Origin of the sequence: Vibrio sp. S234-5, from assembly GCF_000960595.1 — a bacterium.
In the GTDB taxonomy this organism is placed as follows: domain Bacteria; phylum Pseudomonadota; class Gammaproteobacteria; order Enterobacterales; family Vibrionaceae; genus Vibrio.
On sequence record NZ_JZAM01000228.1, the window covers coordinates 110,569 to 137,171 of the forward strand.

At 47.6% G+C, this 26,603-nt stretch carries 24 protein-coding genes; 10 read left to right on the forward strand and 14 right to left on the reverse strand.

From position 1 onward, the window contains the following. Positions 1–183: 183 nt before the first annotated feature. The 6 genes from odhB to sdhC form a co-directional block, all read right to left on the reverse strand. Positions 184–1,392: a 2-oxoglutarate dehydrogenase complex dihydrolipoyllysine-residue succinyltransferase gene (gene odhB, locus UF06_RS14110; RefSeq protein WP_045571005.1), complete on the reverse strand. Its 1,209-nt coding sequence runs from the start codon at positions 1,390–1,392 to the stop codon at positions 184–186. A gap of 28 nt (positions 1,393–1,420) precedes the next feature. Then, the gene (gene sucA, locus UF06_RS14115) at positions 1,421–4,243 is read right to left on the reverse strand and encodes a 2-oxoglutarate dehydrogenase E1 component (protein WP_045571006.1); all 2,823 of its coding nucleotides are present in this window, start codon (positions 4,241–4,243) and stop codon (positions 1,421–1,423) included. Between the two features lie 102 nt (positions 4,244–4,345). Then, on the reverse strand, positions 4,346–5,056 hold the full coding sequence (locus tag UF06_RS14120; protein WP_045571007.1) for a succinate dehydrogenase iron-sulfur subunit: 711 nt from the start codon (positions 5,054–5,056) through the stop codon (positions 4,346–4,348). A gap of 14 nt (positions 5,057–5,070) precedes the next feature. Further along, the gene (sdhA, locus tag UF06_RS14125; protein ID WP_045571008.1) at positions 5,071–6,837 is read right to left on the reverse strand and encodes a succinate dehydrogenase flavoprotein subunit; all 1,767 of its coding nucleotides are present in this window, start codon (positions 6,835–6,837) and stop codon (positions 5,071–5,073) included. Then, positions 6,838–7,182 carry a succinate dehydrogenase, hydrophobic membrane anchor protein gene (gene sdhD, locus UF06_RS14130; protein ID WP_039433926.1) on the reverse strand — a complete coding sequence of 115 codons (345 nt, stop codon included), beginning with the start codon at positions 7,180–7,182 and terminating at the stop codon, positions 6,838–6,840. Then, on the reverse strand, positions 7,176–7,568 hold the full coding sequence (gene sdhC, locus UF06_RS14135; protein ID WP_045571009.1) for a succinate dehydrogenase cytochrome b556 subunit: 393 nt from the start codon (positions 7,566–7,568) through the stop codon (positions 7,176–7,178). Before sdhC ends, sdhD begins: the two co-directional genes overlap by 7 nt. Before the next feature lie 395 nt (positions 7,569–7,963). Here sdhC and UF06_RS14140 point away from each other — a divergent pair, with 395 nt between their 5' ends. Next, positions 7,964–9,253 (forward strand): citrate synthase, encoded by a 1,290-nt coding sequence (locus UF06_RS14140; RefSeq protein ID WP_039424809.1) that lies wholly within the window; start codon positions 7,964–7,966, stop codon positions 9,251–9,253. A gap of 69 nt (positions 9,254–9,322) precedes the next feature. On the opposite strand, the gene UF06_RS14145 is transcribed toward UF06_RS14140, so the two are convergent. Continuing rightward, positions 9,323–10,078 (reverse strand): Nif3-like dinuclear metal center hexameric protein, encoded by a 756-nt coding sequence (locus tag UF06_RS14145; protein ID WP_045571010.1) that lies wholly within the window; start codon positions 10,076–10,078, stop codon positions 9,323–9,325. Between the two features lie 92 nt (positions 10,079–10,170). On the opposite strand from UF06_RS14145, the gene UF06_RS14150 reads away from it, so the two are divergent. Continuing rightward, complete coding sequence (locus UF06_RS14150) at positions 10,171–10,929, forward strand: DUF1853 family protein (RefSeq protein WP_045571011.1); 759 nt, start codon at positions 10,171–10,173, stop codon at positions 10,927–10,929. A 107-nt stretch (positions 10,930–11,036) separates the two neighbouring features. Here the strand turns inward: UF06_RS14150 and pgm are convergent, their stop codons facing one another. Both pgm and seqA read right to left on the reverse strand, forming a co-directional pair. After that, positions 11,037–12,683 carry a phosphoglucomutase (alpha-D-glucose-1,6-bisphosphate-dependent) gene (gene pgm / locus UF06_RS14155; protein WP_045571012.1) on the reverse strand — a complete coding sequence of 549 codons (1,647 nt, stop codon included), beginning with the start codon at positions 12,681–12,683 and terminating at the stop codon, positions 11,037–11,039. Between the two features lie 90 nt (positions 12,684–12,773). Then, positions 12,774–13,307, reverse strand: coding sequence for a replication initiation negative regulator SeqA (seqA, locus tag UF06_RS14160; protein ID WP_045571013.1), 534 nt, complete (start codon positions 13,305–13,307; stop codon positions 12,774–12,776). A 92-nt stretch (positions 13,308–13,399) separates the two neighbouring features. On the opposite strand from seqA, the gene UF06_RS14165 reads away from it, so the two are divergent. The 3 genes from UF06_RS14165 to fldA all read left to right on the forward strand — a co-directional run bounded on the left by UF06_RS14165 (position 13,400) and on the right by fldA (position 15,083). After that, positions 13,400–14,167, forward strand: a complete 768-nt coding sequence (locus tag UF06_RS14165; RefSeq protein WP_045571014.1) for an alpha/beta fold hydrolase — start codon at positions 13,400–13,402, stop codon at positions 14,165–14,167. Positions 14,168–14,279: 112 nt separating this feature from the next. Next, positions 14,280–14,501: a DUF2788 domain-containing protein gene (locus UF06_RS14170; RefSeq protein WP_045571015.1), complete on the forward strand. Its 222-nt coding sequence runs from the start codon at positions 14,280–14,282 to the stop codon at positions 14,499–14,501. Positions 14,502–14,549: 48 nt separating this feature from the next. Beyond that, positions 14,550–15,083, forward strand: a complete 534-nt coding sequence (gene fldA, locus UF06_RS14175) for a flavodoxin FldA (RefSeq protein WP_039424787.1) — start codon at positions 14,550–14,552, stop codon at positions 15,081–15,083. Positions 15,084–15,126: 43 nt separating this feature from the next. On the opposite strand, the gene UF06_RS14180 is transcribed toward fldA, so the two are convergent. Together UF06_RS14180 and UF06_RS14185 are read right to left on the reverse strand one after the other, a co-directional pair. Continuing rightward, the gene (locus tag UF06_RS14180; protein ID WP_139046363.1) at positions 15,127–15,816 is read right to left on the reverse strand and encodes an LrgB family protein; all 690 of its coding nucleotides are present in this window, start codon (positions 15,814–15,816) and stop codon (positions 15,127–15,129) included. 13 nt (positions 15,817–15,829) lie between these two features. Beyond that, complete coding sequence (locus tag UF06_RS14185; RefSeq protein WP_045571056.1) at positions 15,830–16,246, reverse strand: CidA/LrgA family protein; 417 nt, start codon at positions 16,244–16,246, stop codon at positions 15,830–15,832. Positions 16,247–16,367: 121 nt separating this feature from the next. Here UF06_RS14185 and UF06_RS14190 point away from each other — a divergent pair, with 121 nt between their 5' ends. Beyond that, on the forward strand, positions 16,368–17,258 hold the full coding sequence (locus UF06_RS14190; RefSeq protein ID WP_045571017.1) for a LysR family transcriptional regulator: 891 nt from the start codon (positions 16,368–16,370) through the stop codon (positions 17,256–17,258). Here the strand turns inward: UF06_RS14190 and UF06_RS14195 are convergent. After that, positions 17,255–17,758 carry a DUF4442 domain-containing protein gene (locus UF06_RS14195; protein ID WP_045571018.1) on the reverse strand — a complete coding sequence of 168 codons (504 nt, stop codon included), beginning with the start codon at positions 17,756–17,758 and terminating at the stop codon, positions 17,255–17,257. The two genes, UF06_RS14190 and UF06_RS14195, sit on opposite strands and share 4 nt — an antisense overlap. 194 nt (positions 17,759–17,952) lie before the next feature. On the opposite strand from UF06_RS14195, the gene fcrX reads away from it, so the two are divergent. After that, positions 17,953–18,402: a ferric iron uptake transcriptional regulator FcrX gene (fcrX, locus tag UF06_RS14200; RefSeq protein WP_045571019.1), complete on the forward strand. Its 450-nt coding sequence runs from the start codon at positions 17,953–17,955 to the stop codon at positions 18,400–18,402. A 107-nt stretch (positions 18,403–18,509) separates the two neighbouring features. Here fcrX and glnS read toward each other — a convergent pair whose 3' ends face one another. Continuing rightward, positions 18,510–20,180, reverse strand: coding sequence for a glutamine--tRNA ligase (gene glnS / locus UF06_RS14205; protein WP_045571020.1), 1,671 nt, complete (start codon positions 20,178–20,180; stop codon positions 18,510–18,512). A gap of 224 nt (positions 20,181–20,404) precedes the next feature. Continuing rightward, entirely contained in the window at positions 20,405–21,901 is a 1,497-nt protein-coding gene (gene nagE, locus UF06_RS14210; RefSeq protein WP_045571021.1) for an N-acetylglucosamine-specific PTS transporter subunit IIBC, read from the reverse strand. 492 nt (positions 21,902–22,393) lie between these two features. On the opposite strand from nagE, the gene nagA reads away from it, so the two are divergent. The 3 genes from nagA (at position 22,394) to UF06_RS14225 (ending at position 26,426) form a co-directional block, all read left to right on the forward strand. Further along, a complete protein-coding gene (gene nagA / locus UF06_RS14215) occupies positions 22,394–23,530 on the forward strand; it encodes an N-acetylglucosamine-6-phosphate deacetylase (protein WP_045571022.1) in 1,137 nt (378 codons plus the stop codon). A 2-nt stretch (positions 23,531–23,532) separates the two neighbouring features. Continuing rightward, positions 23,533–24,747 carry an ROK family protein gene (locus tag UF06_RS14220; RefSeq protein WP_039464385.1) on the forward strand — a complete coding sequence of 405 codons (1,215 nt, stop codon included), beginning with the start codon at positions 23,533–23,535 and terminating at the stop codon, positions 24,745–24,747. An 89-nt stretch (positions 24,748–24,836) separates the two neighbouring features. Next, positions 24,837–26,426, forward strand: a complete 1,590-nt coding sequence (locus UF06_RS14225; RefSeq protein WP_045571023.1) for a cation:proton antiporter family protein — start codon at positions 24,837–24,839, stop codon at positions 26,424–26,426. Positions 26,427–26,603 lie beyond the last annotated feature (177 nt).

A 26,603-nucleotide genomic window follows, 5' to 3' on the forward strand; every position in this document is an offset into this window, starting at 1 on the left:
TTCCGTATGTTTATCCCTTATGGGATTTATTATTTCCATAAAGTGCAGCAACCGCTGCGCTATACGTACGTAGGGTGCTTCTCAAATAAGCCACAGATGACTCAAATGAAGGCCAGACGTTGAGCGAGTTAGCCCTGAAAACTTTAGACGTCCAGCCATCTGTGACCGAACGTCTAATTTCGATTACACATCGAGCAGCAGACGTGCAGGAGCTTCCAGCAGCTCTTTCACTGTCACGAGGAAACCAACAGACTCGCGTCCGTCAATCAAACGGTGATCGTAAGAGAGTGCTAAATACATCATTGGCAAGATTTCAACCTTACCGTCAACCGCCATTGGACGATCTTGGATCTTGTGCATACCCAAAATGGCGGATTGTGGTGGGTTGATGATTGGGGTTGACATCAGTGAACCAAATACGCCACCGTTGGTGATAGTGAAGTTGCCGCCAATCAGCTCATCTACTGTCAATTTGCCATCGCGACCTTTGATAGCGAGCTCTTTGATGCCTTTTTCAACATCAGCAAAACCTAGCGTGTCACAATCTTTCAGTACTGGCGTAACCAAACCACGTGGTGTTGATACCGCCATGCTGATATCAAAGTAGTTGTGATACACAATGTCATCGCCATCGATCGAGGCGTTGATTTCCGGATAACGTTTCAACGCTTCAGTAACGGCTTTGACATAGAAAGACATGAAGCCGAGACGGATGCCATGACGTTTTTCGAACTGATCTCCGTACTGTTTACGAAGATCCATGATTGGCTTCATGTTCACTTCGTTAAACGTCGTCAGCATTGCTGTGCTGTTTTTCGCTTCAAGCAGACGATTTGCCACCGTTTTGCGTAGACGAGTCATCGGTACGCGTTTTTGACTGCGAGCCGCAGCTGGCGCAGCAACAACGGCAGGAGCCTCAGCTTTGACTGCCGCTTTCGCGTTAGCCAAATGCGCCTCGATATCTTCACGTGTAATACGGCCACCAACACCTGTGCCTTTCACTTGATGCGCTTCTAGGTTATGTTCAGCCAGCAAACGGCGGACAGCTGGACTCAATGCGTCATTGCTCTCTTCCGTTAGCGAAGCTTTGTGGCGCTTGTCTGGTGAAGCTACCGATTCTTCAGTCGTGTCTTTGGTTGGTTCGCCTGCCACTGCGCCGGGTTTTAGGCGCGCAAGAAGCTGCTTTGAAAGCACCGTAGCACCGTCGTCTTCTAGGATAGCCTCTAAAATACCCGCTTCTGGCGCAGGTACTTCTAAAACGACTTTGTCCGTTTCAATATCGACGAGAACTTCATCACGTTCTACTCTGTCGCCCGGTTTCTTGTGCCAAGTCGCTACGGTTGCGTCCGCGACTGATTCAGGTAAGTCTGGAACCAGAATTTCAATTGTCATGTCTGTTTCTTCCTTTCACTTCTAGTTCTTAATCCGAAGTTTTTGCATTCACGTTCAGAGCGTCTTCTATCAACGCTTTCTGTTGTTTCAAGTGCACCGACATGTAGCCTACTGCTGGTGAAGCAGAAGCCGGGCGGCCGGCGTATTTTAGATCTGCGCCAACTGGAATGGCCGCGCGGAAATTGTGTTGACTACAGTACCAAGCACCTTGGTTTTGAGGCTCTTCCTGACACCATACAAAGTCTTCAACATTGACGTATGGCGCAATGGCGTCCTTCACCTGATCGAGTGGGAACGGGTAAAGTTGCTCGATACGAACAATCGCCACATCCTCTTGCTCACTATTACGACGTTGTTCCAGTAGATCAAAATAGACTTTACCAGAACAGAAAACGACACGTTTGACCTTGGCAGGATCAAGGTTGTCAATTTCCGGAATCGCTGGTAAGAATGTACCGTTCGCCAGCTCATCCAGCGTTGATGTGCACAATGGGTGGCGTAGCAGCGACTTCGGCGACATCACAATCAGTGGGCGACGCATTGGGCGAACCACCTGACGACGAATCATGTGGTAAACCTGCGCAGGGGTTGATGGTACAACCACTTGCATGTTTTGTTCTGCACACAACTGAAGGTAGCGCTCCAAACGTGCAGAAGAGTGTTCAGGGCCTTGACCTTCATAGCCGTGTGGCAGCAACATCGTTAAGCCACACAAACGAGCCCACTTCTGCTCACCAGAAGAGATGAACTGGTCAATCACAACTTGAGCGCCGTTAGCGAAATCACCAAACTGCGCTTCCCAGATGGTCAGACCACCTGGTTCTGCCGTTGCATAACCGTATTCAAATGCCAGCACCGCTTCTTCCGACAACACAGAGTCAAGCACCTCGAATGGGCCTTGTTTGTCATGAATGTTTGCCAATGGGATATAGGTACTGGCGTCAGTTTGGTTGTGTAGTACAGAGTGACGATGGAAGAAGGTTCCACGGCCTGAATCTTGACCAGAAATACGAATACGTTTTCCATCGTCAAGCAAGGTCGCATAGGCAAGCGTCTCTGCCATCCCCCAGTCGAACTCTTTCTCCCCTTCAATCATCGCAACACGATCACTGTAGAGCTTGCTCACTCGACTGTGCAAAACGTGACTTTCTGGGTATTGGCATAGGCGTCGTCCTAGCTCGACTAAACGTTTTTTATCGAATACGTTTGCCCAAGGTGTTTCCCAGTCGTGCCCCAGATAAGGAGACCAGTCTACAGAATGTAGAGCCATTGGGCGCCATTCTTTGACCACCACTTCACCGTGGTCAAGCGCATCACGGTACTCATTGACCATTTGGGTTGCGGTTTCGATATCGCACTCGTTGCGATCAATCAGCACGTCGGCGTACAGCTTACGCGGTGTTGGATGCTTCTTGATCTTTTGGTACATCAGAGGCTGAGTGGCATTTGGCTCGTCAGCTTCGTTGTGACCATGACGGCGGTAACAAACAAGGTCAATCACGACATCGCGTTTAAATTCGTTGCGGTAATCTAAGGCAATACGCGTCACAAAAGCGACTGCTTCTGGATCATCGGCATTAACGTGGAAAATCGGTGCCTGTACCATCTTGGCAATATCGGTACAGTACATGGTGGAACGCGTATCACGTGGGTTTGAGGTCGTGAAACCAACTTGGTTATTCACAACCAAACGAACAGTACCACCGACACAGTAACCACGGGCTTGAGACATGTTGAACGTCTCTGCCACGACACCTTGGCCTGCAATCGCCGAATCACCATGAATCGTGATAGGTAGGACTTTACTGCCATCTTCATCGCCAAGGCGATCCTGACGAGCACGTACCGACCCCACCACCACTGGGTTAACGATTTCCAAGTGGGACGGGTTAAATGCTAAGGCAAGGTGCACATCACCGCCGGGAGTAGCGAAATCTGCAGAGAAGCCTTGGTGATACTTCACATCACCCGTTCCCCAGCTTTCGCCGTGTTTACCGGCAAATTCGTCAAACAGATCTTGTGGCTTCTTACCCAAAACGTTAACCAGCATATTGAGACGGCCTCGGTGAGCCATACCAATTACCACTTCACGCATACCGCTTTTACCCGCATGACGAATCAACTCTTTCATCATTGGGATCATGGCGTCACCGCCTTCCAAAGAGAAACGTTTAGCACCGGGGAATTTTGCGCCAAGGTAGCGCTCGAGACCTTCTGCTGCGGTCAGCTCTTCCAGGAATGTAATTTTTTCTTCTTTTTCGAAGGAAGGCTGGCCGATAACAGACTCAAGACGTTGCTGAATCCAACGTTTTTGCTCTGTGTCGGTCATGTGCATGTATTCTGCACCAATCGAACCACAATAGGTTTTTTTCAGGGCATTAAAGATGTCTTTCAACTGCATAGTTTCTTGGCCAATGGCAAAAGAACCTACGTTAAAAGTCTCTTCGAAGTCATCTTGAGTGAGATTGTGGAATGCAGGATCAAGCTCCGCCACTTGAGGACGTTGCCACAACCCTAGGGGGTCTAACTGAGCTGCTTCATGGCCGCGGAAGCGGTAGGCATTTATCAGCTGTAGTACTTTTACTTGCTTAGCATCGACATCTGGATCACTGACCTGGACACTGTAATGCTTTGTTTCTTGAGCGAGTCGTCGGAAGTAGTCACGGACACGTGAGTGCGGCTGTTCAGCCACTTCTGAGTGCTTGGGCAACTCATCAAAAACACGTTTCCACTCCTCACTTACCAGATCGGGATCACTTAGATACAGTTCGTAGAGGTCCTCTACATACATTGCATTGGCGCCAGCCAAGTGTGAAGACTCGAGCCATGCCTTCATCACGCCGTTGTGCATATTTTCCCTTAACCAGTAGTTTTCACGTTTGCTTCGGTCTGCGCCGAGCTACTATAAGAGCCGGCTAAATCTGGTTAAGAGTTAGCCGGCAATTTTTGTCTATTAAACCGAACGATTGACCAACATTGTTTTGATGTGACCAATGGCTTTTGTTGGGTTTAGTCCCTTAGGACAAACACTTACACAATTCATGATGCCATGGCAACGAAAAACGCTAAATGCGTCATCAAGATTGGACAGACGTTCATCTGTTGCAGTATCGCGACTATCAATCAACCAACGATATGCAGCCAAAAGACCTGCTGGACCGATAAATTTGTCCGGGTTCCACCAGAACGATGGGCAAGATGTTGTACAACATGCACACATGATACATTCGTACAAACCATCCAAATGCGCACGCTCTTCTGGAGATTGCAGATTCTCGCGAGAAGGTGGCAACGCACCGTCATCGATCAAGAATGGCTTAACTTTCGCATAGTTGTCGTAGAACTGTGTCATGTCAACGATAAGATCGCGTACTACAGGCAAACCCGGTAGTGGTCGAATAATCAGCTTACCACTGCCCAAAGCCGACAGCGGAGTGATACACGCCAAGCCGTTTTTGCCGTTCATATTCAAACCGTCAGAACCACACACGCCTTCGCGGCAGGAGCGGCGAAATGCCAGCGTTGGATCTTGCTCTTTCAATAGGATCAGCGCATCTAACACCATCATGTCAGAGCCATCTTCCACATCCAGCGTGTACTCTTTCATGTACGGCTTGCTATCGATATCCGGATTGTAACGATACACAGAGAAGTTCAATTTCATTTTTTAGTCCTCCCTTAGTATGTACGTACTTTCGGTGGGAAAGCATCACGATGAACTGGAGACATGTTTACGTCGCGTTTGGTCATCTGTTCAGTTTCCGGATTATAGATAGAGTGGTATAGCCAGTTTTCATCGTCACGATCTGGGTAGTCGAAACGAGCGTGAGCCCCACGACTTTCCGTACGGTAGTTTGCTGCCACTGCCGTTGAGAATGCCGTTTCCATCAAGTTATCCAGTTCTAAGCACTCAATACGCTGCGTGTTGAACTCGGTAGACTTGTCTGACAGATGGGCATTTTTCAAACGTTCGCGAATCACTTTCAGTTCTTCTAAACCTTGCGCCATGGCTTCACCTTCACGGAACACCGAGAAGCTATTTTGCATGCAACGTTGTAGGTCTTTACGGATTTGCACCGGATCTTCGCCACCCGTGCTGTTTTCCCAGCGCATGTAGCGAGAAAGTGACGCTTCGACGTCAGAAGCGGTCGCTGAGCGTGCTTCTGCTTGTGCTGCCAGCGTTTCACCTAAGTGAAGACCCGTTGCACGGCCAAAGACCACCAGATCGAGTAGCGAGTTACCGCCTAAACGGTTCGCTCCGTGTACCGATACAGAAGCGATTTCACCACACGCGAACAAGCCCTGAACCTCTACGTCAGTGCCGTCCGCCAGCTGTTTAATCGCCTGACCAGAAACTTGAGTTGGTACACCACCCATCATGTAGTGACAGGTTGGGATAACCGGAATCGGCTCTTTCACTGGATCGACGTGAGCGAAAGTACGAGAAAGCTCACAGATACCAGGCAGACGCGATTCAAGTACATCTTTGCCCAAGTGATCGAGCTTCAACTTGATATGTGGACCCCAAGGGCCGTCACAACCACGACCTTCACGGATTTCGATCATCATTGAGCGAGCAACCACATCACGGCCAGCCAAATCTTTGGCATTTGGTGCATAACGTTCCATGAAACGCTCACCATCTTTATTGAGAAGGTAACCACCCTCGCCACGGCAACCTTCCGTCACCAAAACACCTGCACCAGCGATGCCCGTTGGGTGGAATTGCCACATTTCCATATCTTGCATCGGAACACCAGCACGCAGTGCCATACCCACGCCATCGCCCGTGTTGATGTGTGCGTTAGTGGTTGATGCATAAATACGGCCTGCACCGCCTGTTGCTAATACGGTCGCTTTGGCTTTGAAATAACAAATTTCGCCCGTTTCCATGCACAATGCTGTACAGCCTAAGATAGCGCCATCTTGGTTTTTCACTAGATCAAGCGCATACCATTCTGAAAAAATAGTGGTCTTATGTTTTACGTTTTGCTGATAAAGCGTATGCAGCAGAGCGTGACCAGTACGGTCAGCAGCAGCAGCAGTACGAGCCGCTTGCTCACCACCGAACTCTTTTGACTGGCCACCAAAAGGACGCTGATAGATTGATCCGTTTTCAAAGCGAGAGAATGGCAACCCCATCTTCTCTAGCTCAATCACCGACTCAGGGCCGTTCTTACACATGTACTCAATGGCATTTTGGTCACCGATGTAGTCGGAACCTTTGACCGTGTCATACATGTGCCACTGCCAATCGTCTTTGTGTGAGTTTCCTAGTGCAACCGTAATACCACCCTGAGCTGAAACGGTATGAGAACGAGTAGGAAACACTTTTGATAGCAATGCACAAGTTAGGCCTTGCTCTGAAATTTGTAGTGCAGCGCGCATACCTGCACCACCTGCGCCGATCACAACGGCGTCAAACTCACGAACTGGAATAGACACTTACGCACCCCACAACACAAATAGACCAGAGAAGAAATATCCGAACAGCACGGCAATAACGGCTAACTGAAGGCCACCACGCAACTTAGCGCATTTGATGTAGTCAGTCAGAACCTGCCATAAACCAATCCAGGCATGAATCAGCACACAGACCAATGCCAGCATGGTGAAAACCTTAGTAAAGGTGCCACCGAAAAATTGGGTCCAGGATGCGTAGGAAATATCCGTGAAAGCACAAAAGCTCACCAGATAAATTGTGTAGAGTGTCATTATGATGGCCGTAGCACGGATCAGGAGGAAATCGTGTACCCCGTTACGACCAAATGAGGAAACGTGTTTTACCATACTAAGATCCCCGCCAAAACTGAAAGCACGGCTGTCGCGCCGAATGCAACCTTGGCACTCATGGCGCCAGATTCAAGCTCTTCAAAATGACCAAGATCCATCATGAGATGACGAATACCGCCAGCAATGTGGTAGGCCAATGCAGTTAGGATGCCCCACAACACGAATTTCACGACAAAGCTATCGACGATGTCGCTCGCTTGCATGAATCCGACAGGGGATGACAGGGAAATGGATAGTAGCCATAGCAGTATGCCTATCGCGACAAACGTAATCACCCCAGATACACGATGCAGGATGGATGCGATTGCGGTGATAGGAAAGCGAATGGTCTGCAAATCTAAATTAACAGGTCTTGACTTTCTTTCTTTCACGGGCTTGCTCACTCAGCTCCATTGAGCATTTATTGTTATTAACGAATTTTGGCCCTCAACCCCACAAAAGTTAACATTTATTTAACACCTTCCACGACATATAATCGATTTAAATGTAAAACTCTTGTTAACAACGAGACTAAAAAAAACACCTCACCTTTGTTTCTAGCCCCGAATTTATAAGGATTTAACCAAAAATTTCTGCGCCACTATACGGCTGGCAACATTCTAATACAATTGATGTAACAAATTATGCTACACAGAACAGATTTTTAACGATTTTTATGTAAAAAATCATATTGAGTGCACACAAAAAGGCAGAACAATTGACTTTAATCTTTAACACCAGTACAAAAATGGCACACAAACATCCTGGACGGATTAAATAATAAACAAAGGAGATTGTTATGGCAGATAAGAAAGCTACCCTTCACATCGAAGGCAAAGCGCCAATCGAACTGCCAATTATGGAAGGTGCACTAGGTACCCCTGTAATTGATGTTCGTACACTGGGAGCAAACGGCTATTTCACATTTGACCCCGGTTTTCTTGCCACTGCATCTTGTGAATCGCAAATAACATACATCGACGGCGGCAAAGGTATTCTTTTGCACCGCGGGTTCCCTATTGATCAGTTAGCCAACAACGCTGATTACTTAGAGGTTTGTTATATTCTACTTTACGGTGAAGCCCCTACACGTGAGGAATACGAGAAATTCAGAACAACCGTGACACGTCACACTATGGTGCACGAACAGATTGCCAGCTTCTTCCATGGCTTCCGTCGTGACGCTCACCCAATGGCGGTGATGTGTGGCGTGGTCGGCGCTCTGGCAGCCTTCTATCATGACTCTTTAGACATCAATAACGATTTGCACCGAGAAATCACCGCTTATCGTCTGCTGTCTAAAATGCCAACGCTGGCGGCCATGTGTTACAAATATTCGATTGGTCAGCCTTTTATCTATCCACGCAATGACCTGACTTACGCTGAAAACTTCCTGCACATGATGTTTGCAAACCCATGTGAAGAATACGAAGTGAACCCAGTCGTCGCGCGTGCAATGGATAAAATCTTTACTCTGCATGCAGATCACGAACAAAACGCTTCAACTTCCACCGTGCGTCTCGCTGGCTCTTCGGGGGCAAACCCGTTTGCGTGTATTGCCGCAGGTATTGCTTCTCTATGGGGTCCTGCTCACGGTGGTGCCAATGAGGCGTGTCTGAAGATGTTGGAAGAGATCGGCTCGGTCGATAACATCCCAATGTACGTGGAACGCGCGAAGGACAAGGACGATCCATTCCGTCTGATGGGCTTTGGTCACCGCGTGTATAAGAATTACGACCCACGTGCAACCGTGATGCGTGAAACCTGTCACGAAGTGCTAAAAGAGCTCAACATCAAAGATCCGCTCTTGGATGTCGCGATGGAGCTTGAGCGCATTGCCCTGTCAGACGAATACTTTGTCTCTAAGAAGCTGTACCCGAACGTAGACTTCTACTCAGGTATTATCCTCAAAGCGATCGGTATTCCTGTCTCAATGTTTACCGTTATCTTCGCCATCTCGCGCACTATCGGCTGGATTGCGCATTGGAACGAAATGCACAGCGATCCACTCAATCGCATTGGCCGTCCTCGCCAGCTCTATACTGGTGAAGAGCAGCGCGATTTCAAACCTATGCACGAGCGCCAATAACAGGTTGAATAAAAATAAAGGGTTGAGATGCAAGTCTCAGCCCTTTCTCTTTTTGACCGTTCCAGCGCTTTATACTGGATTGTCGATATCGATGAATTCAACGTCTAAACCGTGCTCTTGCGTTAACCATTCGCCTAGAGCTTTGATGCCATAACGTTCGGTAGCATGATGCCCAGCCGAAAAGTAGTGAATCCCCATTTCACGCGCGCTGTAGGTCGTGCGCTCTGAAATTTCTCCAGAGAGATAAGCATCCAACCCCCGTTGAGCGGCCAGTTCAATAAAATCTTGCCCACCGCCAGTACACCAACCAATCGTTTCAATGCGTTGTCCACGTTCTGACGCGATATGCAGTGGCTGACGCGATAGAGTTCGAGTGATCTTGTCTGCAAACGCCTCGGCCCTCATCGCTTGTCGCAAACGGCCAAACATAGCCACGGATTGGGCGTGCCCTTCCAATCCACCTTCGACTTCGATATCGAGTAGATTGGCCAGTTGTGCATTGTTGCCTAGTTGTGGATGGATATCGAGTGGTAAGTGATACGCCAATAGATTGATGTCGTGCCGCATCAGGGTGCGAATGCGATTTCCTTTCATGCCTCGAATGGGCTCTGGCTCGCCTTTCCAAAAATAGCCGTGATGGACTAACACGGCATCGGCGCCTTTCTCGACCGCTTGCTCTATCAAAGCTTGAGAAGCCGTTACGCCAGTAATCACTTTGCGGATTTCCGCTTTCCCTTCCACCTGTAAACCATTTGGGCAGTAATCTTTTATTAGCGATGCGGAAAGCTTATCGTTAAGAATTTTTTCCAGTTCTAAGTTGTTCATCTTCACATCCAGATTTTGTCTTCACCGCAAAGTGTATACTCAAGCCAATAAGCAATACAATGGTGGCTCAATATCGACATTGTGGATCAACGATGAGCTCTGTTACGCGATTTTATCAATGGATTACCTCCTCACCCTCGTTATTTGAGACCCGTTTACCTTTTGTCAGCGTCTCCCACTTAAACGCCACGGTGCCAAACGATATCGAACCTTATCAAGGAAATGCTCGGCTTGGTTTTCTCTATCAGTACCTGTGCTCAAAACTGTTGCGACAGTCGACCCAGTACCAGATTGAGCTCGAAGAAGTGCAACTTCAAAGCAATGGGAAGACGCTTGGTGCGTTAGATTTTCTTTTGCTTAACCGAGAAAGTGGTCAATTTGAGCACTGGGAAGTGGCGATTAAGTTTTATCTGCTGCTAGACGGCAAATGGTATGGCCCCAACGCCCAAGATCGCTTGGACAAAAAACTCGATCACATGCTCAATCATCAGCTTAAGATGAGCTCTTCGACGGCTTTTTTGCAACAATACGGACAGTATCAAGACAGCCAACCACGCTTACTCATGCAAGGCCGTTTGTACATCAACCCTTTTTTGCCACAAGACATACCGACCCATTGTCTTGGCTATCCAATCAACCCAAACACTATCGCCGGTTATTGGTGTTTCGCCCACCAATGGCCGCAAATCAACCAACCACTGTATGAGTTATCGAAAGCGGATTGGGCGGCCGGCGGCATGGCAGCGGCTGACGCGCCCGCAGTCGAAAAGCCGCAAAAACGCTTTATCCACGCCCAAAGCCGAAATGGTCAGTTCTGGTTTATCGTGCCAGACAACTGGCCGCATGGATAAACATGCGGATTGATTCCACCGAGTGGAGATTCTCTATGCTGATGTGCTGGTAACAAAAACCCCAGAGCTGAGCTCTGGGGTTGATATTGAGGCAAGTAGGTTGCAGCTTATAAACCCGCGTCGGCAAAGACTTGATTGACGATCTGCTGCGCTTCAGCTTCGATTTGCTTCAGGTGCTCTGCGCCTTTAAAGCTTTCACAGTAAATCTTGTAGATGTCTTCTGTGCCTGATGGGCGAGCGGCAAACCAGCCATTCGCGGTGGTCACTTTTAGGCCACCGATGGCCGCACCATTACCTGGCGCATGAGTTAATCGCGCGGTAATCTCATCACCAGCCAACGTTGTTGCACTAACCATTTCAGCAGACAGTTTCTTGAGAACGTCTTTCTGCGGGCCATTTGCCACTGCTTGAATACGGCTATACTGTGATTCACCATGCTTGGCTGCGAGCTCTTCATAGTACTGCTGCGGGTTCTTGCCCGTCACAGCCGTGATTTCAGCCGCCAATAAACACAAAATGATGCCATCTTTGTCGGTTGACCAAGGCGTACCATCTTTACGTAGGAAAGAAGCACCAGCGCTCTCTTCACCACCAAATCCGAACTTGCCAGTATATAGACCGTCAACAAACCACTTAAAGCCCACGGGCACTTCACACAGCTCACGGCCAAGATCAGCCACCACGCGGTCAATCATCGCACTGGAAACGAGTGTTTTGCCGACAGCGACATCCGCCGCCCAACCTTGACGATGGCGGTATAAATAGTCAATACACACCGCTAAGAAGTGGTTAGGATTCATCAAGCCTTTTGGCGTGACAATACCATGACGATCGTAGTCTGGGTCATTACCAAACGCCAGATCGTAGTCGTCTTTCAACGCCAGTAACCCAGCCATCGCGTAAGGTGAAGAGCAGTCCATACGCACCACGCCATCTTTGTCGAGAGACATGAACTGGAAGGAAGGATCTATCGCTTCGCTCACCAAGGTGAGATTGAGATTGTACGCTTTAGCAATTTGGCGCCAATAGTCAATGCCACTGCCACCGAGCGGATCCACACCGATCTTGAGATTGGCGTTTTGGATCGCTTCCATATCAATCACATTGACCAAATCATCCACGTAGGGCTTAACCAGATCTTGCTCTACAAACAGTGTTGATGCTTTCGCTTCGAGCAAAGGCATACGCTTCACACCTTGTAGGCCTTCAGCGATCAACTGATTGGCACGATTTTCAATCGCCTGAGTGAGCTCGCCTTCGGCTGGGCCGCCGTGAACCGGGTTGTACTTGATGCCGCCATCTTGCGGCGGATTGTGCGATGGCGTAATCACAATGCCATCGGCTTTGTCTGCATGTTTCTGGTTGTAGGTCAAAATGGCGTGTGAGATGCCTGGCGTCGGTGTATAGCCATTTTCTGCCTGAACAATCACTTGCACTCCATTGGCCACCAGCACTTCCACAACCGTTGCAAAGGCGGGCTCAGAGAGCGCATGAGTGTCTTTACCGATAAACAGTGGGCCTTTGGTTCCCTGCTCAACACGCACTTCAGCGACCGCTTGCGCAATGGCTAAAATATGGTGTTCATTAAAAGTGCATTTATCTGCGCAGCCACGATGGCCCGAGGTACCGAACTCAACTTTATGCGCAGGGTTATATGCATCCGGTTGCATCAAAAAATAGTTAGCGACTAAAGCAGGAATATTGTGAAGATCTTCTTGCAGAGCTTTTTGCCCTGCCCGAGGGTGCATAGCCATTATTGACATCCTTTCTTAAAAATTAATCAAACAAAAAAGCCTCATAATATCGGCATCACTGTGCGCATTATGAGGCTTCTATCAGGTTTCTTATATCGACCCTGTTACTTTTTCAATTAAATCGGGCTGAAATTCCATATGCGTCATCACCTGTTCCACCATCTGTCGTTTACGACTGGTATTGCTGTTGGTGATGACCCAAAAGCCCGTATGTGGAATCGCTTTGGGTTTGGTGGTATTGCCGTTTTCCAGCAGCGTCGCTTCGTTATCCGCAAAGTAGAAACGCTTACGACCTTTCACTTTGGTTGCCTGAGCAAAACTTTCAGGGTTGATACGATGCAAAGTCGTTAGAACCAACATAAAGCGATCAATCGCTTTCTTTAATGAAGCAAACTCGTCGGATATCAACAGCGAGCGCATCTCTTTCACACCGTCAATCTGGGAGGCTTTGCCTGCATCTTTGCTAACTACAATGCCTTTGGGTTCAGCAACTTGTGTAATGATGACCGGTTTACCGTCCACATTTAACAAGCGGCGTAGAATGTCTGACGCACTTTCACCAATGTGTTGGGTTTGACTTGCAATAAAACGGTACAGATCCTCATCAACCTCAATTGTTTTCATTCGCTTTTCACAATCTCAATGTTTAAACTCTGGGAGATTATAACGAGATCCTTTCGGATACTCCACGTTAAACCCATCACGAATAAGATAAAATGTCATCATTGCTCAACTACAAACTTGAAGGTGAAGGACAAACCATTGTTTTACTTCACGGCTTATTTGGCAGTTTAAGTAACCTTGGCCTGCTTGCCCGAGAGCTGGTTTCTGATCACCGAGTCCTTAGTTTGGATCTACGTAACCACGGCCTCTCCTTCCACAGCCAGCAACATGATTACCAACTCATGGCTCAAGACGTGCTAACCACTATGGAGGCGCTTTCGATTGACCATGCTGTCGTGATTGGCCACTCGATGGGAGCCAAGGTAGCGATGAAATTGGCCGCCATTGCACCACAAATCGTCTCACAGCTCATCGTTTTGGACATGGCACCAGTAGCCTATCAAGTCAGACGCCATGACGATGTGTTCCAAGGATTACATTCCGTGATTCAGCATAAGCCGACCAGCCGCAGCCAAGCACTTGATTTACTTGCCAAGCACATTGCTTTGGATGGCGTAAGGCAATTTCTTGCCAAATCACTTTATAATCAAGACGGCCATCTCGCTTGGCGCTTCAATGTTGACTCATTGATCAACAACTACGACGCCATTCTAGGCTGGGAGCCTATCCCACAGACAGATATCCCAACGCTATTTGTCAAAGGGGGGGATTCTCCCTATCTGCAGAATGAACATCAGGCCGCCGTTGTGCAGCAGTTCACACAGGCAAAAGCGCATGTGATTGCCAATACGGGGCACTGGCTGCATGCTGAAAAACCAGCAGAAGTGTTACGTGCGATCCGAAAATTTATTGTCAGTTAACAAATCAGAAAAGTGACGTCATTTTATTGGCCTTCGCAGGTGCTGCGTGCATTAACTTTGTTGTCCAACAGTGATATAGTGCGCGCAAGCTAAATTGGCACTAAGGGACATCATGCTTTACGACTACATGAACATGCTGGAATCGATTGGACTCGACCTTCTTTTTGCGTCTATCTTCTTTCTTATTGGTATGGCCATTAAAGATGTGTTGCAGCAAGGTAATGTTCCCGTTTTTGGTCGTCGTATTGTATGGTTGGTACTTTTCCTTGGCTGTGCTGGTTTTATCGCAAAAGGGCTCATTCAGCTTAGCTGGGAAGGCACTGGTTTGGGTTAAATCCGTCAGGTTCGTGCCACAACAGACATAATCAAAGGTATAAACTCTATGGCAAGTGTAGGTATCTTCTTCGGTAGCGACACAGGTAATACTGAAGCCGTTGCTAAGATGATTCAAAAGCAACTAGGTAAAAAACTCGTTCACGTACAAGACATTGCAAAGAGCAGCAAAGAAGACATCGATAATTTCGATCTGCTGCTTCTTGGCATTCCTACGTGGTACTACGGCGAAGCTCAATGTGACTGGGATGATTTTTTCCCGGAATTAGAGCAAATCGACTTCTCAACCAAGCTGGTGGCGATTTTCGGTTGTGGCGATCAAGAAGACTACGCAGAGTACTTCTGTGACGCCATGGGTACCGTACGCGATATCGTTGAGTCAAAAGGTGGCACGATTTTGGGCCATACTTCTACTGAAAGCTATGAGTTCGAAGCATCGAAAGCACTGGTTGAAGGCGACAATAGCAAGTTCATTGGCCTTTGCATCGACGAAGATCGTCAGCCAGAACTGACCGAGTCTCGCGTGAAAAACTGGGTTGAACAGATCTATGAAGAGATGTGCCTCGCAGAGCTAGAAGATTGATATCAGTCCCCTGTTTCGACAGGGGATTTTTTTGCTTTGCGTTTTACCAAAGTAAGTGACCGATCCAAGGGGCGAGCAGTACAGTCACCATGCCAGACAACATCATGACCACACTGGATACCACCCCCTCCGAACTTCCTAGCTGATACGCTTTCGCGGTACCTGCACCATGGGCTGAGGCTCCTAAACTTGCCCCTTTGCTCAGCCGAGAACGAATGGCCAAACTTGTTAGAATGATCTCTCCCATAGCCATCCCGATCACGCCAGTCAAGACGACAAACAGTGCAGCAAGCTCACTTTGCCCACCGATGACTTTGGTCGCTTCAACGGCAAACGGCGTGGTAATGGATCGCATTGCTAAACTGCGTTGCAGCAACTCAGGGAGAGACAATAAACGCGCCAACGCAACCGTACTGCCAACCGCGACAACCACCGACACCAACACACCCACTGTCAGCGACAGCCAATGCTGCTTAATCAAGACTCGGTTGTCGTACACAGGGATGGCAAAAGCAACCGTCGCAGGCCCAAGTAACCAAAGTAGCCACTGTGAATCAGCCATATAGGTTTGATAAGGAATATGCAACCCCGTCACCATCACCACCAAAAGAAGCGGGGCCAACAAGAGGGGCATTAACAGCAAGCTAGGCCTTCTGCGATAAAGGTATTTGCTTGCGTAATAGAGCAAGAGTGTCAAAACAAAACAGATTGCACTCAACGCGGGAGTAGAAATAGTCAATTCCATATTAGTGCCCTCTTGTAACATAGGATGCACGGCGCCTGCGTAGGGCTAAAAGGCGCTCTAGGCGATGGGTTTTATCCACCACCCAAGCGGTGACTGCAATCACCAGAGACGTGCTGATGACCAGTACCAAGGCAATTTTCACTCCCTCTTGCTTCATCATCTCTTGATAGTTGACCACCACCACAACCGCAGGGACAAAAAACAGCAACATTTCCGCCAAGAGCCAGCTGGCACCAAGACGCAGCCACTCAATCTTGACCATCCGACTAAACAGTAAAAGAAGCAAAAGCAGCATGCCAGTGAGATTGGCAGGCAGTGGCAAGTTAAACAGACGCACAAGCGCATCCGCCGCAAACCAGATCAGCGACAGCATCGCTACCTGCAGCCAAATTTTTAAGCCATTTTTGAGTTTCACCATGTGATTCACTTTGAAAATAAAGAGATTAATCACATTGTATTCAAGCTCAAAACCTGCATAAAATGACTTTAAATTATTATTTCCATGCCAAATTGGCATACTTTGTTTTGTGCGAGGAGATATGGACGTTAGAGGTTTGCGCTATTTTGTGGAACTGGTGCGACAGCAAAGCTTTACTAAGGCTTCCGAGCGAATGTTCGTTACCCAACCAACCATCAGTAAGATGATTCGCAATTTAGAGAGCGAACTTGGCCAACCACTATTGCATCGCGAAGGACGGCGATTTTGGCTGACTGAGGCTGGTGAGATCGTCTATCAGCGAGCCCAAATCGTGCTCACTCAGATGAATGAACTGGAAGCCGAGTTGATGGATCTGGATCAGTTACGACGTGGCCATTTGCGCTTAGGGATCCCCCCTATGGTTGGCCACCTCTATGCCGGGCTGTTTCGCCAATACCGACAACGCTACCCAAACATTGAGCTGACTGTCGTTGAGTATGGAGGGCGTAAAATTGAGCAAGCTTTGCTCAATGGAGAAATCGATGTGGCCATGACTATGTTATCGCCACAGATTAACAATGAGCTGCAAAGCATAGAATTGGACAACTACCCCATTCACGCCGTTGTACCAGAGAATATCAACTGGAAGACACGGCAGAGCGTTCGATGGGTCGAACTCTATAATGAACCCTTGTACCTTTACACATCAGAGTTCACTCTCAGTGAGCACATTTTTTCGCGCTGTCATGAGGCAGGATTCGAACCTCAGGTTGCTGCACGCAGTAGCCAGTGGGATTTTCTTGTCGCATTGGTGAAAAGTGGCACTGGTGTGTGCTTTTTACCAGCACCGCTGTGTAAACGAAACCATACCGAGGGGGTATTGGTTTTGCCAATCAACCCCGGGATTGACTGGCGCTTGGGTGCTATTTGGCATCGTAACCGCTACCTATCAAAAACCAGTGAAGCTTGGCTGCAACTGTGCCGTGACTACGCACTGACGAATGGCCACTAACTTTGTTGTTGCTCTTCAAGTCGCTCACGATATTTCGGCTTTTTTCGTACATACAGTTTACGATGAACTTCGGACACAACCGTGCCCTTAACATCTTTGACATGAATGATAAACTCGGGAAAGCACTTATCACCAAAACGAGTCATGGCATAAATCTCGTCCAGCATCGCCTGGGTTATTTCGAACTGGGCAAAAAGATCACTCTGCCCCGGCTTGATAAAATTGATGCTCGCTTCTTTGTCCCACACATAGTACTCCTCGCCTAAGATACCCATCAACATCAGTGAGTAAACAGGGTCAGTGAGAGAGAAAATACTGCCACCATATTGGGTGCGGTTGGCATTTTTATTCCACCAGCGCAGTTTAAGTTTCATATCGACGGTGCGAAAATCGTCGCTAATACGCAAAATACGGATACCTGCGCCCCAAAATGGCGGCCAAATATTGAGGGCAAACTTGACGATCCCCGGCTTATAGATCCTGGCGAGTTGCTTGTTCATCGCTGTCCTTGCTTTAGTTCTATTGTTAACACTTTGTAACTGGTCTGATGAGCAATATAAGCGAGCCAGCCACAATTTACAAAAAGATTCTAGTAACCCTTTGAAGTTCGTGGTTTATTGTTAAGGCTGCTTCACCTATAATGATTTGAATATTGAATTCTGTACTCTGCGGCAGATCATCGACGGGAAAGTATATGTCAGACAACAACCAAGCGCTTAAGGATGCAGGGCTTAAAGTTACCCTTCCAAGGCTAAAAATTTTAGAAGTACTACAGCAACCAGATTGCCAACATATCAGTGCTGAAGACCTTTATAAAAAGCTGATTGATCTTGGCGAAGAAATAGGTCTTGCGACAGTATATCGTGTGTTGAACCAATTCGATGATGCCGGTATTGTCACTCGCCATCACTTTGAAGGTGGTAAATCGGTTTTCGAACTTTCCACCCAACATCATCACGACCATCTTGTTTGTCTCGATTGTGGGGAAGTGATTGAGTTTTCTGATGATCTCATCGAAGAACGTCAGAAAGAAATTGCCGCCGCGTACAACGTCAAACTGACTAACCACAGTTTATACTTGTACGGTAAATGCGCAGACGGCTCATGTAAAACGGACCCTGACGCGCATAAACTCAAGAATTGATAAAAAAGCCGGCCGATAAAAGTCGGCTTTTTTATAGGACAAATTGAGACTAAAGCTAAAAGACCAGCATTGTGCTGGTCTTTTATTATGCTTGCCGGATAACGAACTTATTCAGCGTCAATCTTTGCCCAAGTATCACGTAACCCAACCGTGCGGTTAAAGACTAAGTGTTCTTTAGAAGAATCTTTACCATCTGCACAGAAATAACCCATGCGCTCGAACTGGTAGCCCTTCTCAGCTTGCGCTTCGACTAAGCTTGGTTCGACAAAACCATTCAAGACCGTCAGTGACTCTGGATTGATGGTTGCAGCAAAATCATCTGCCGCGGCAGGATTTGGTACAGTGAAGAGGCGATCGTATAGACGAATCTCGGCAGGAAGGCCTTTGTCTGCCGACACCCAGTGAATCACACCTTTCACTTTACGACCATCTGCAGGGTTTTTACCCAACGTATCTGCATCGTAAGTACAGAAAATAGTAGTGATGTTACCCTCTGCGTCTTTCTCAACACGCTCAGCTTGAATCACGTAGGCACCACGCAAACGAACTTCTTTACCTAGTACCAAACGCTTGTACTTTTTGTTCGCTTCTTCACGAAAGTCTTCACGTTCAATCCAAAGTTCACGTGTGAATGGTACTTCACGCTCGCCCATTTCGGCTTTGTTTGGATGGTTCGCAATCAGCAGATTTTCCACTTCGCCTTCAGGGAAGTTTTCGATCACCAGTTTCACCGGATCCAATACCGCCATCGCACGTGGCGCATTTTCGTTCAAATCATCACGGATACAAGATTCCAGTGAACTGAACTCGATCATGTTCTCTTGCTTTGTGACACCGATGCGTTTGCAAAACTCGCGAATTGACGCTGGGGTAAAGCCGCGACGACGTAAACCAGAGATAGTCGGCATACGTGGGTCATCCCAACCATTAACCAACTTCTCAGTCACCAACTGATTGAGTTTACGCTTAGACATCACTGTGTATTCGAGATTCAGACGACTGAACTCATACTGATGTGGGCGACAGTCAATCGTGATGTTCTCCAGTACCCAGTCGTACAAGCGACGGTTGTCCATAAACTCAAGCGTACAAATAGAGTGGGTGATCCCTTCCAACGCATCCGAAATACAGTGGGTAAAGTCGTACATCGGATAGATACACCACTTGTCACCCGTTTGATGGTGAGAAGCAAAACGTACTCGATACAAAACCGGATCGCGCATCACCATAAAGGAAGAGCCCATATCGATCTTGGCACGCAAACATGCCTTACCTTCTTCAAAACCACCAGCACGCATTTTTTCAAACAGCGCGAGGTTTTCTTCCACCGAACGATCGCGGTAAGGACTTGGTTTACCAGGCTCAGTCAGCGTTCCACGGTATTCGCGGATCTGCTCAGGACTTAGCTCATCAACATACGCTAAGCCTTTGTTAATCAGTTCCACTGCATATTGGTAAAGCTTGTCGAAGTAGTTTGATGAATAGCAGATCTCACCATCCCATTCGAAGCCCAACCAGCTAACATCATTCTTGATTGACTCAACGTATTCGATGTCTTCTTTCTCAGGGTTCGTATCATCAAAACGAAGATTACACTTACCCTGATAGTCCTGAGCAATACCAAAATTCAAACAGATAGATTTTGCATGGCCGATGTGCAAGTAGCCGTTTGGCTCCGGCGGGAATCGTGTATGCACACTCGTATGTTTGCCATCCGCCAGATCTTTATCAATGATCTGACGAATAAAGTTTGATGGACGAGCATCAGCTTCACTCATCTAAAGCACCTCAAGTTTGTTTTAGTATTGTTCAGAGAAAACTTAGCTCTGAATTAAGGAGATATATTCAGAGCAAACTGCTGTCAATGATCCACAATTCTGCACGAATAGACAATAAGTTCTCGCGCTTAATTGCGATTATTTGCCATCAACTGGCGGAGAAAGCTGCGAACAATAGAAAAAGCCTCCCGAAGGAGGCTTAAAATGACACGTTAGCGGTAGAACTAAGGTAGAACGACTTCTGAAAGATCTTCGTTCACGCCGATGTTTTTCATCTCACCAGCAACAATTTCTGCCAGAGGGCCAAGGATAACTTGCAGGTTATTGGTACCCAGTTTGACCACACCCATTGCACCCAATGCTTTTAGTGTCTTCTCATCAATAATACTCATGTCTTTTACTGATAAGCGTAGACGAGTGATACATGCATCGATGTTTGTGAGGTTCTCATGACCACCTAGTGCTTTCAGGTACTGTTTTGCCAACACGTGAGACTCTTTCGCACCAGTCACTTTTGAAGCAGATGAACCTTCATCATCTTCACGACCCGGTGTTTTCAGGCCAAATTTCACGATCGCAGTGCGGAAAATGACATAGTACAGAGCAAAGAACACGAAGCCTTGAACAATCAGCATGTACCACTTGTTCGCGAGTGGGTTTTGCGCTGACAACACCATATCCACAAGACCAGCAGAGAAACCAAAACCAGCGGTCCAGTTCATCAGATCTGCGATATAAAGAGAGATACCGGTTAGTGCTGCGTGTACCACGTAAAGCACTGGTGCCAGGAACATGAACGAGAACTCTAGCGGCTCTGTCACGCCTGTGAAGAATGATGCAAAGCCTGCAGCGATCATGATAGAAGCCACTTTTGCTTTGTTTTCTGGTTTCGCCGTGTGGTAGATAGCTAGAGCAGCACCAGGCAAACCGAACATCATCACTGGGAAGAAGCCAGCCATGTAGCGGCCTGTTTCACCGACCACACCGACACCTTTTTCAATTGCGTTTGGTGTCCACCAGTTACCCAAGTCATTGATACCTGCCATATCGAACCAGAATACCGAGTTCAGTGCGTGGTGAAGACCAACAGGGATCAGTAGACGGTTAAAGAAGCCATAAAGACCAGAACCGACTTCGCCTAACCCCGTGATACTTTCGCCAAAGTGGATCAGACCGGAGAAAATCACTGGCCATAGGTACATTAGAACGAAAGAGAGCAGAATACCCGCAAAAGAGGTCAAGATTGGGACCAAGCGCTTACCTGAGAAAAAGGCCAGTGCTTTAGGCAGCTCAACTTGGTAGTAACGGTTATAAAGTTCTGCCGCAACAATACCAGAAAGAATACCGATAAATTGGTTACCTACTTTAGCAAAAGCCAGCTTGGTTTCTGCATCATCAATTGCCACCAAACCAATCGCTTCAACGGCTCCAGGGCTGAGAAGAGTGGTAATAACGGTATAACCGACAAAACCAGCCAGTGCGGCAGCACCGTCTTTATCTTTTGACATACCATAAGCAACACCGATGGCAAACAGCACCGACATGTTATCAATGATCGCGGCGCCCGCTTTGATCATAAATGCAGCAACAGCACTGTTTGCGCCCCAACCCGTTGGGTCCAGCCAGTAACCTATACCCATTAATATTGCAGCGGCGGGCAATGTGGCAACAGGTACCATCAACGCCTTGCCTACTTTTTGAAAGTATCCAAGAATATTCACCTTAAGTTCCCCCTATAGGATTTTCATTTTTTCGGTCGACTTTTTTTAGTCATCCAATTTAGTCCTGTTCAGTTTATGATATTAATTTTGCTCCGCAAATTAAAACCTCATTGTTTGTGATCATAATCACCAGTTTTTGCCCTTCAAAAAGGATTTTGCTAGCGAGATCATAAAACTTATTTTATCATTCAAAAAAATGGCAATTACGCGGTAAAATTCTGCTGCGTCTCATGTGAAACCAACGGATTCAAATAGGAAAAGTACTAGATATAAATAGTAACTTCGTGTAGAAAAACAACCAATATAACCATGCACATCCTAGCTTTATAACCCGTTATCACTTTATCCATTTGCTCGAGACCAGCTTGCTGTTGCAACATTACTGGCTAATTCAGCGATACAAAGTAAGTCTCTGATTATCGGTGTACACCTAAAAGAAAGATGCCAGTAGTGACCGAATTTCAATCTCAATTTGATAAGGATTAGCTGACCATGTATGCGCTAACAAACTGTAAAATTTATACAGGAAGTGATGTTCTGTCTGAACATGCACTCATCATCGACAACGGTTTAATCAAAGCAGTTTTACCGAACTGTGAATTGCCCAAAGAGATCGAACAGAAAGATCTCGCAGGCGCGAACGTCAGCCCGGGTTTTATCGACCTGCAACTAAACGGCTGTGGCGGTGTGATGCTCAATGATGAAATCACTGCGGACACCATGCAAATTATGCATAAAGCCAATCTGAAATCTGGCTGCACCAGCTTCCTACCGACGCTGATCACCTCTTCTGATGCGGACATGCGAGCAGCAATTACGGCCGCTCGCTCCTACCACGCTCAGTACCAAAACCAGTCGCTGGGTTTGCACCTTGAAGGGCCTTATTTGAATGTCATGAAAAAGGGCATTCACAGCGTCGATTACATCCGATCGTCAGACAACGATATGATCGACTTTATCTGTACTAACGCAGACGTTGTCGCCAAAGTCACATTAGCGCCAGAGCTCAACGATCCTGAGCACATCGAAAAGCTGACCCAAGCAGGGATCGTGGTATCAATTGGTCACACCAATGCCACTTACACAGAAGCACGTAAGGGCTTTGAAGCTGGGATAACCTTCGCCACCCACTTATTCAATGCCATGACCCCGATGGTTGGACGAGAACCCGGCGTAGTCGGCGCGATCTACGACACCCCAGATGTGTATGCAGGTATCATCGCAGATGGCTTTCACGTCGATTACGCCAACATCCGAATTGCGCACAAGATCAAAGGTGAAAAACTAGTATTAGTGACCGATGCCACAGCTCCAGCAGGCGCTGACATGGATTACTTTATTTTTGTCGGCAAGAAAGTATATTACCGAGATGGTAAGTGTGTTGATGAAAATGGCACACTCGGCGGTTCAGCTTTAACCATGATCGAAGCGGTACAAAATACGGTTGAACACGTTGGAATCGCTTTAGATGAAGCTCTGCGCATGGCAACCCTCTATCCGGCAAAAGCAATTGGTGTAGATGATCGCCTAGGTCGTATTAAGAAAGGCATGATCGCTAACTTGGCGATTTTTGATAGAGACTTCAAGGTTAAAGCGACGGTTGTTAACGGACAATACGAGCAAAATTAGGCATGAATGGCGGACAGATAGGTAACGTAGATTTAGTAAAGCAGTTGAACAGCGCTGCTGTATATCGATTGATTGATCAACAAGGACCTATCTCTAGGATACAGGTGGCAGACGTAAGCCAACTTGCCCCAGCGAGCGTCACCAAAATCACCCGCCAACTGCTTGAGCGCGGCCTCATCAAAGAGGTCGCTCAACAAGCTTCAACCGGGGGAAGAAGAGCCATCTCCCTCACCACGGAAGTGAAACCATTCCACTCTGTTGCTGTTCGTCTTGGTCGAGATTACGTACAGTTCTGTTTGTACGATTTAGGCGGAACAGAGCTTGCGAAAGATCAGCATGATTTACGCTACAAAAACCAATCGGACCTGATTGAGGGACTCATTGCCCTACTCAAAGATTTCATCAACAGTTGCCAAGACAGAATCGACCAACTGATCGCCATTGGTATTACTTTGCCCGGCTTGGTTAACCCAACCACAGGCGTGGTGGAGTACATGCCCAATACCGATATCGACAACCTCGCGCTGGGTGAAATTGTACGTGAAAAATTTGGCATCGAGTGCTTTGTTGGCAACGACGTGCGCGGCATGGCGCTGGCTGAACATTATTTCGGCGCCAGTCAAGATTGTCAGGATTCCATTTTGGTCAGTGTCCACCGAGGAACAGGTTCAGGCATTATCGTCAACGGTCAGGTATTTTTAGGCTTTAACCGCAACGTCGGTGAAATCGGCCATATCCAGATCGATCCACTGGGCGAACAGTGTCAATGTGGTAACTTTGGCTGCTTGGAAACCGTTGCAGCCAACCCCGCGATTGTGCAGCGAGTGAAAAAACTGCTCGCACAAGGCTATGAATCCTCCCTATCAGAATTAGAGCAGATCACGATTCAAGACGTCTGCACACATGCGTTACAGGGAGATGAACTGGCAAAACAGAGTCTGGTTCGCGTAGGCAATCAGCTTGGTAAGGCGATCGCCATCACTGTCAACCTGTTTAACCCGCAGAAAATTGTTATCGCTGGCGACATTACCGCGGCACAAGAAATCCTTTTCCCCGCCATTCAGCGCAATGTAGAAAATCAATCGCTGAAAACGTTCCACAGTGGCTTACCCATCGTGGCCTCTCTCATTGATAAGCAACCCACCATGGGCGCCTTTGCCATGATCAAACGCGCTATGCTCAATGGTGTTTTGTTACAAAAATTGTTAGGTGATTGATCTCGCTGTGATTCAATTAGTCACATAGGTTACAATACTGGGCTGTGGTTACACGGCCCTTTTATTTTTCAGGAACAAGTACGAACCCTATGGAACTGATACTGATCACCACCGCTTTCTTTGCCGGGTTCCTCGCCCTTAAGTGCAAACTTCCGCCGCTAGTTGGCTTTCTACTCGCTGGCTTCGCTCTGCATTTTTTTGGTTTTGAGAGTAATGACACCATTAGCACCTTAGCCGATCTTGGCGTAACGTTGTTGCTGTTCACTATCGGCCTCAAACTGGAAATTAAAACCTTGCTCTCACGAGAGATCTGGGCTGGCGCAACCGTACACAATCTTTTATCGACTGCGCTATTTTCTCTCGCTTTTCTTGCCTTAAAGTTACTCGGTGTTACTTCACTCGCTGGCATGACAACAGAGCATATTGTGCTGCTCGCCTTTGCGCTTTCTTTCTCAAGTACCGTTTTTGCGGTGAAGTCGCTGCAAGAGAAAGGGGAAATGAATGCGACCTATGGCACCTTAGCCATCGGTATTTTGGTCATGCAGGACATTTTTGCGGTGATTTTTCTCACCGCTTCGACGGGTAAACTGCCCCATTGGTATGCCATTGCCTTGTTTGCTCTCCCTCTGCTTCGCCCGATATTCTACAAAATACTTGACTGGGTTGGTCACGGTGAAATGCTGGTGCTGTTTGGTGTATTCTTCGCACTCGTTGCAGGCGCTGGGCTGTTCGAATTTGTCGGCATGAAACCGGATTTAGGCGCTCTGATCCTTGGGATGTTACTTGCTGGTCATACCAAAGCATCCGAACTATCCAAATCACTATTCAATATGAAAGAGCTGTTCCTGGTCTGTTTCTTTCTCAACATCGGCTTATCGGCGTCTATCAGTCTCTCCGGCGTCTCACTGGCTCTACTGATACTGCTGCTTTTGCCACTCAAAGGGCTGCTCTATTTCCTGACCATCAACTATTTCAAGTTCCGCGTGCGCACATCCCTGCTCGCCTCACTGGCGCTGTTTAACTACAGCGAATTTGGTCTGATTGTTGGCGGCCTAGCGTATAAAATGGGCTGGATGTCGAGCGATATTCTGGTCGCCTTGGCTGTCGCCGTCTCACTCTCATTCATTTTAGCCGCGCCGCTTAGCAAAATGGGCCACCAAATCTACCTTCACTCGGGTAAATGGTTGCAAGAGCATGCGGCAGAGAAGCTGAATCAGCGTGACCAACTGATCAACCCGGGTCACGCACAAGTTCTGATCTTGGGGATGGGACGTATCGGTACAGGAGCCTACGACGAACTACACGCACGCTATGGCAAGATCTGTCTTGGGGTTGAAGTTCGCGATGACGCCGCCGAGCGGCACCGTGAAGAGGGACGCAATGTCATCGCAGGGGATGCCACCGACCCCGATTTCTGGGAAAGGATACTCGATACCACCAATGTAAAATTGGTGTTACTGGCGATGCCACACCACCAAGGTAACCAGACTGCACTCGCCCAACTCAAACGTCGCCGCTACTCTGGGCAAATCGCGGCAATCGCAGAATATAGCGACCAACTGCAAGTGCTTGAGGAAAGTGGGGTCGATGCCGCTTTTAACATCTACAACGAAGCCGGTAGTGGTTTTGCGCGCCATGTTTGCCAGCAACTTAAACCTCAGTTCACCGCCAACAAGTAATTGTGACCTCTCGATTAGCCCTCTTGACGAGGGCTTTTTGTTGAGATTTTAAGCAAAACCAGGATCTCATTCACCATTAGAGGGTTTTTATTAAAAATTATTTACCACAATCGCTTTTTGATTATCTTTTTCATCAAGAAGAGTTGCTTTTTTTGATTAGGATGGCAAATTGACCTC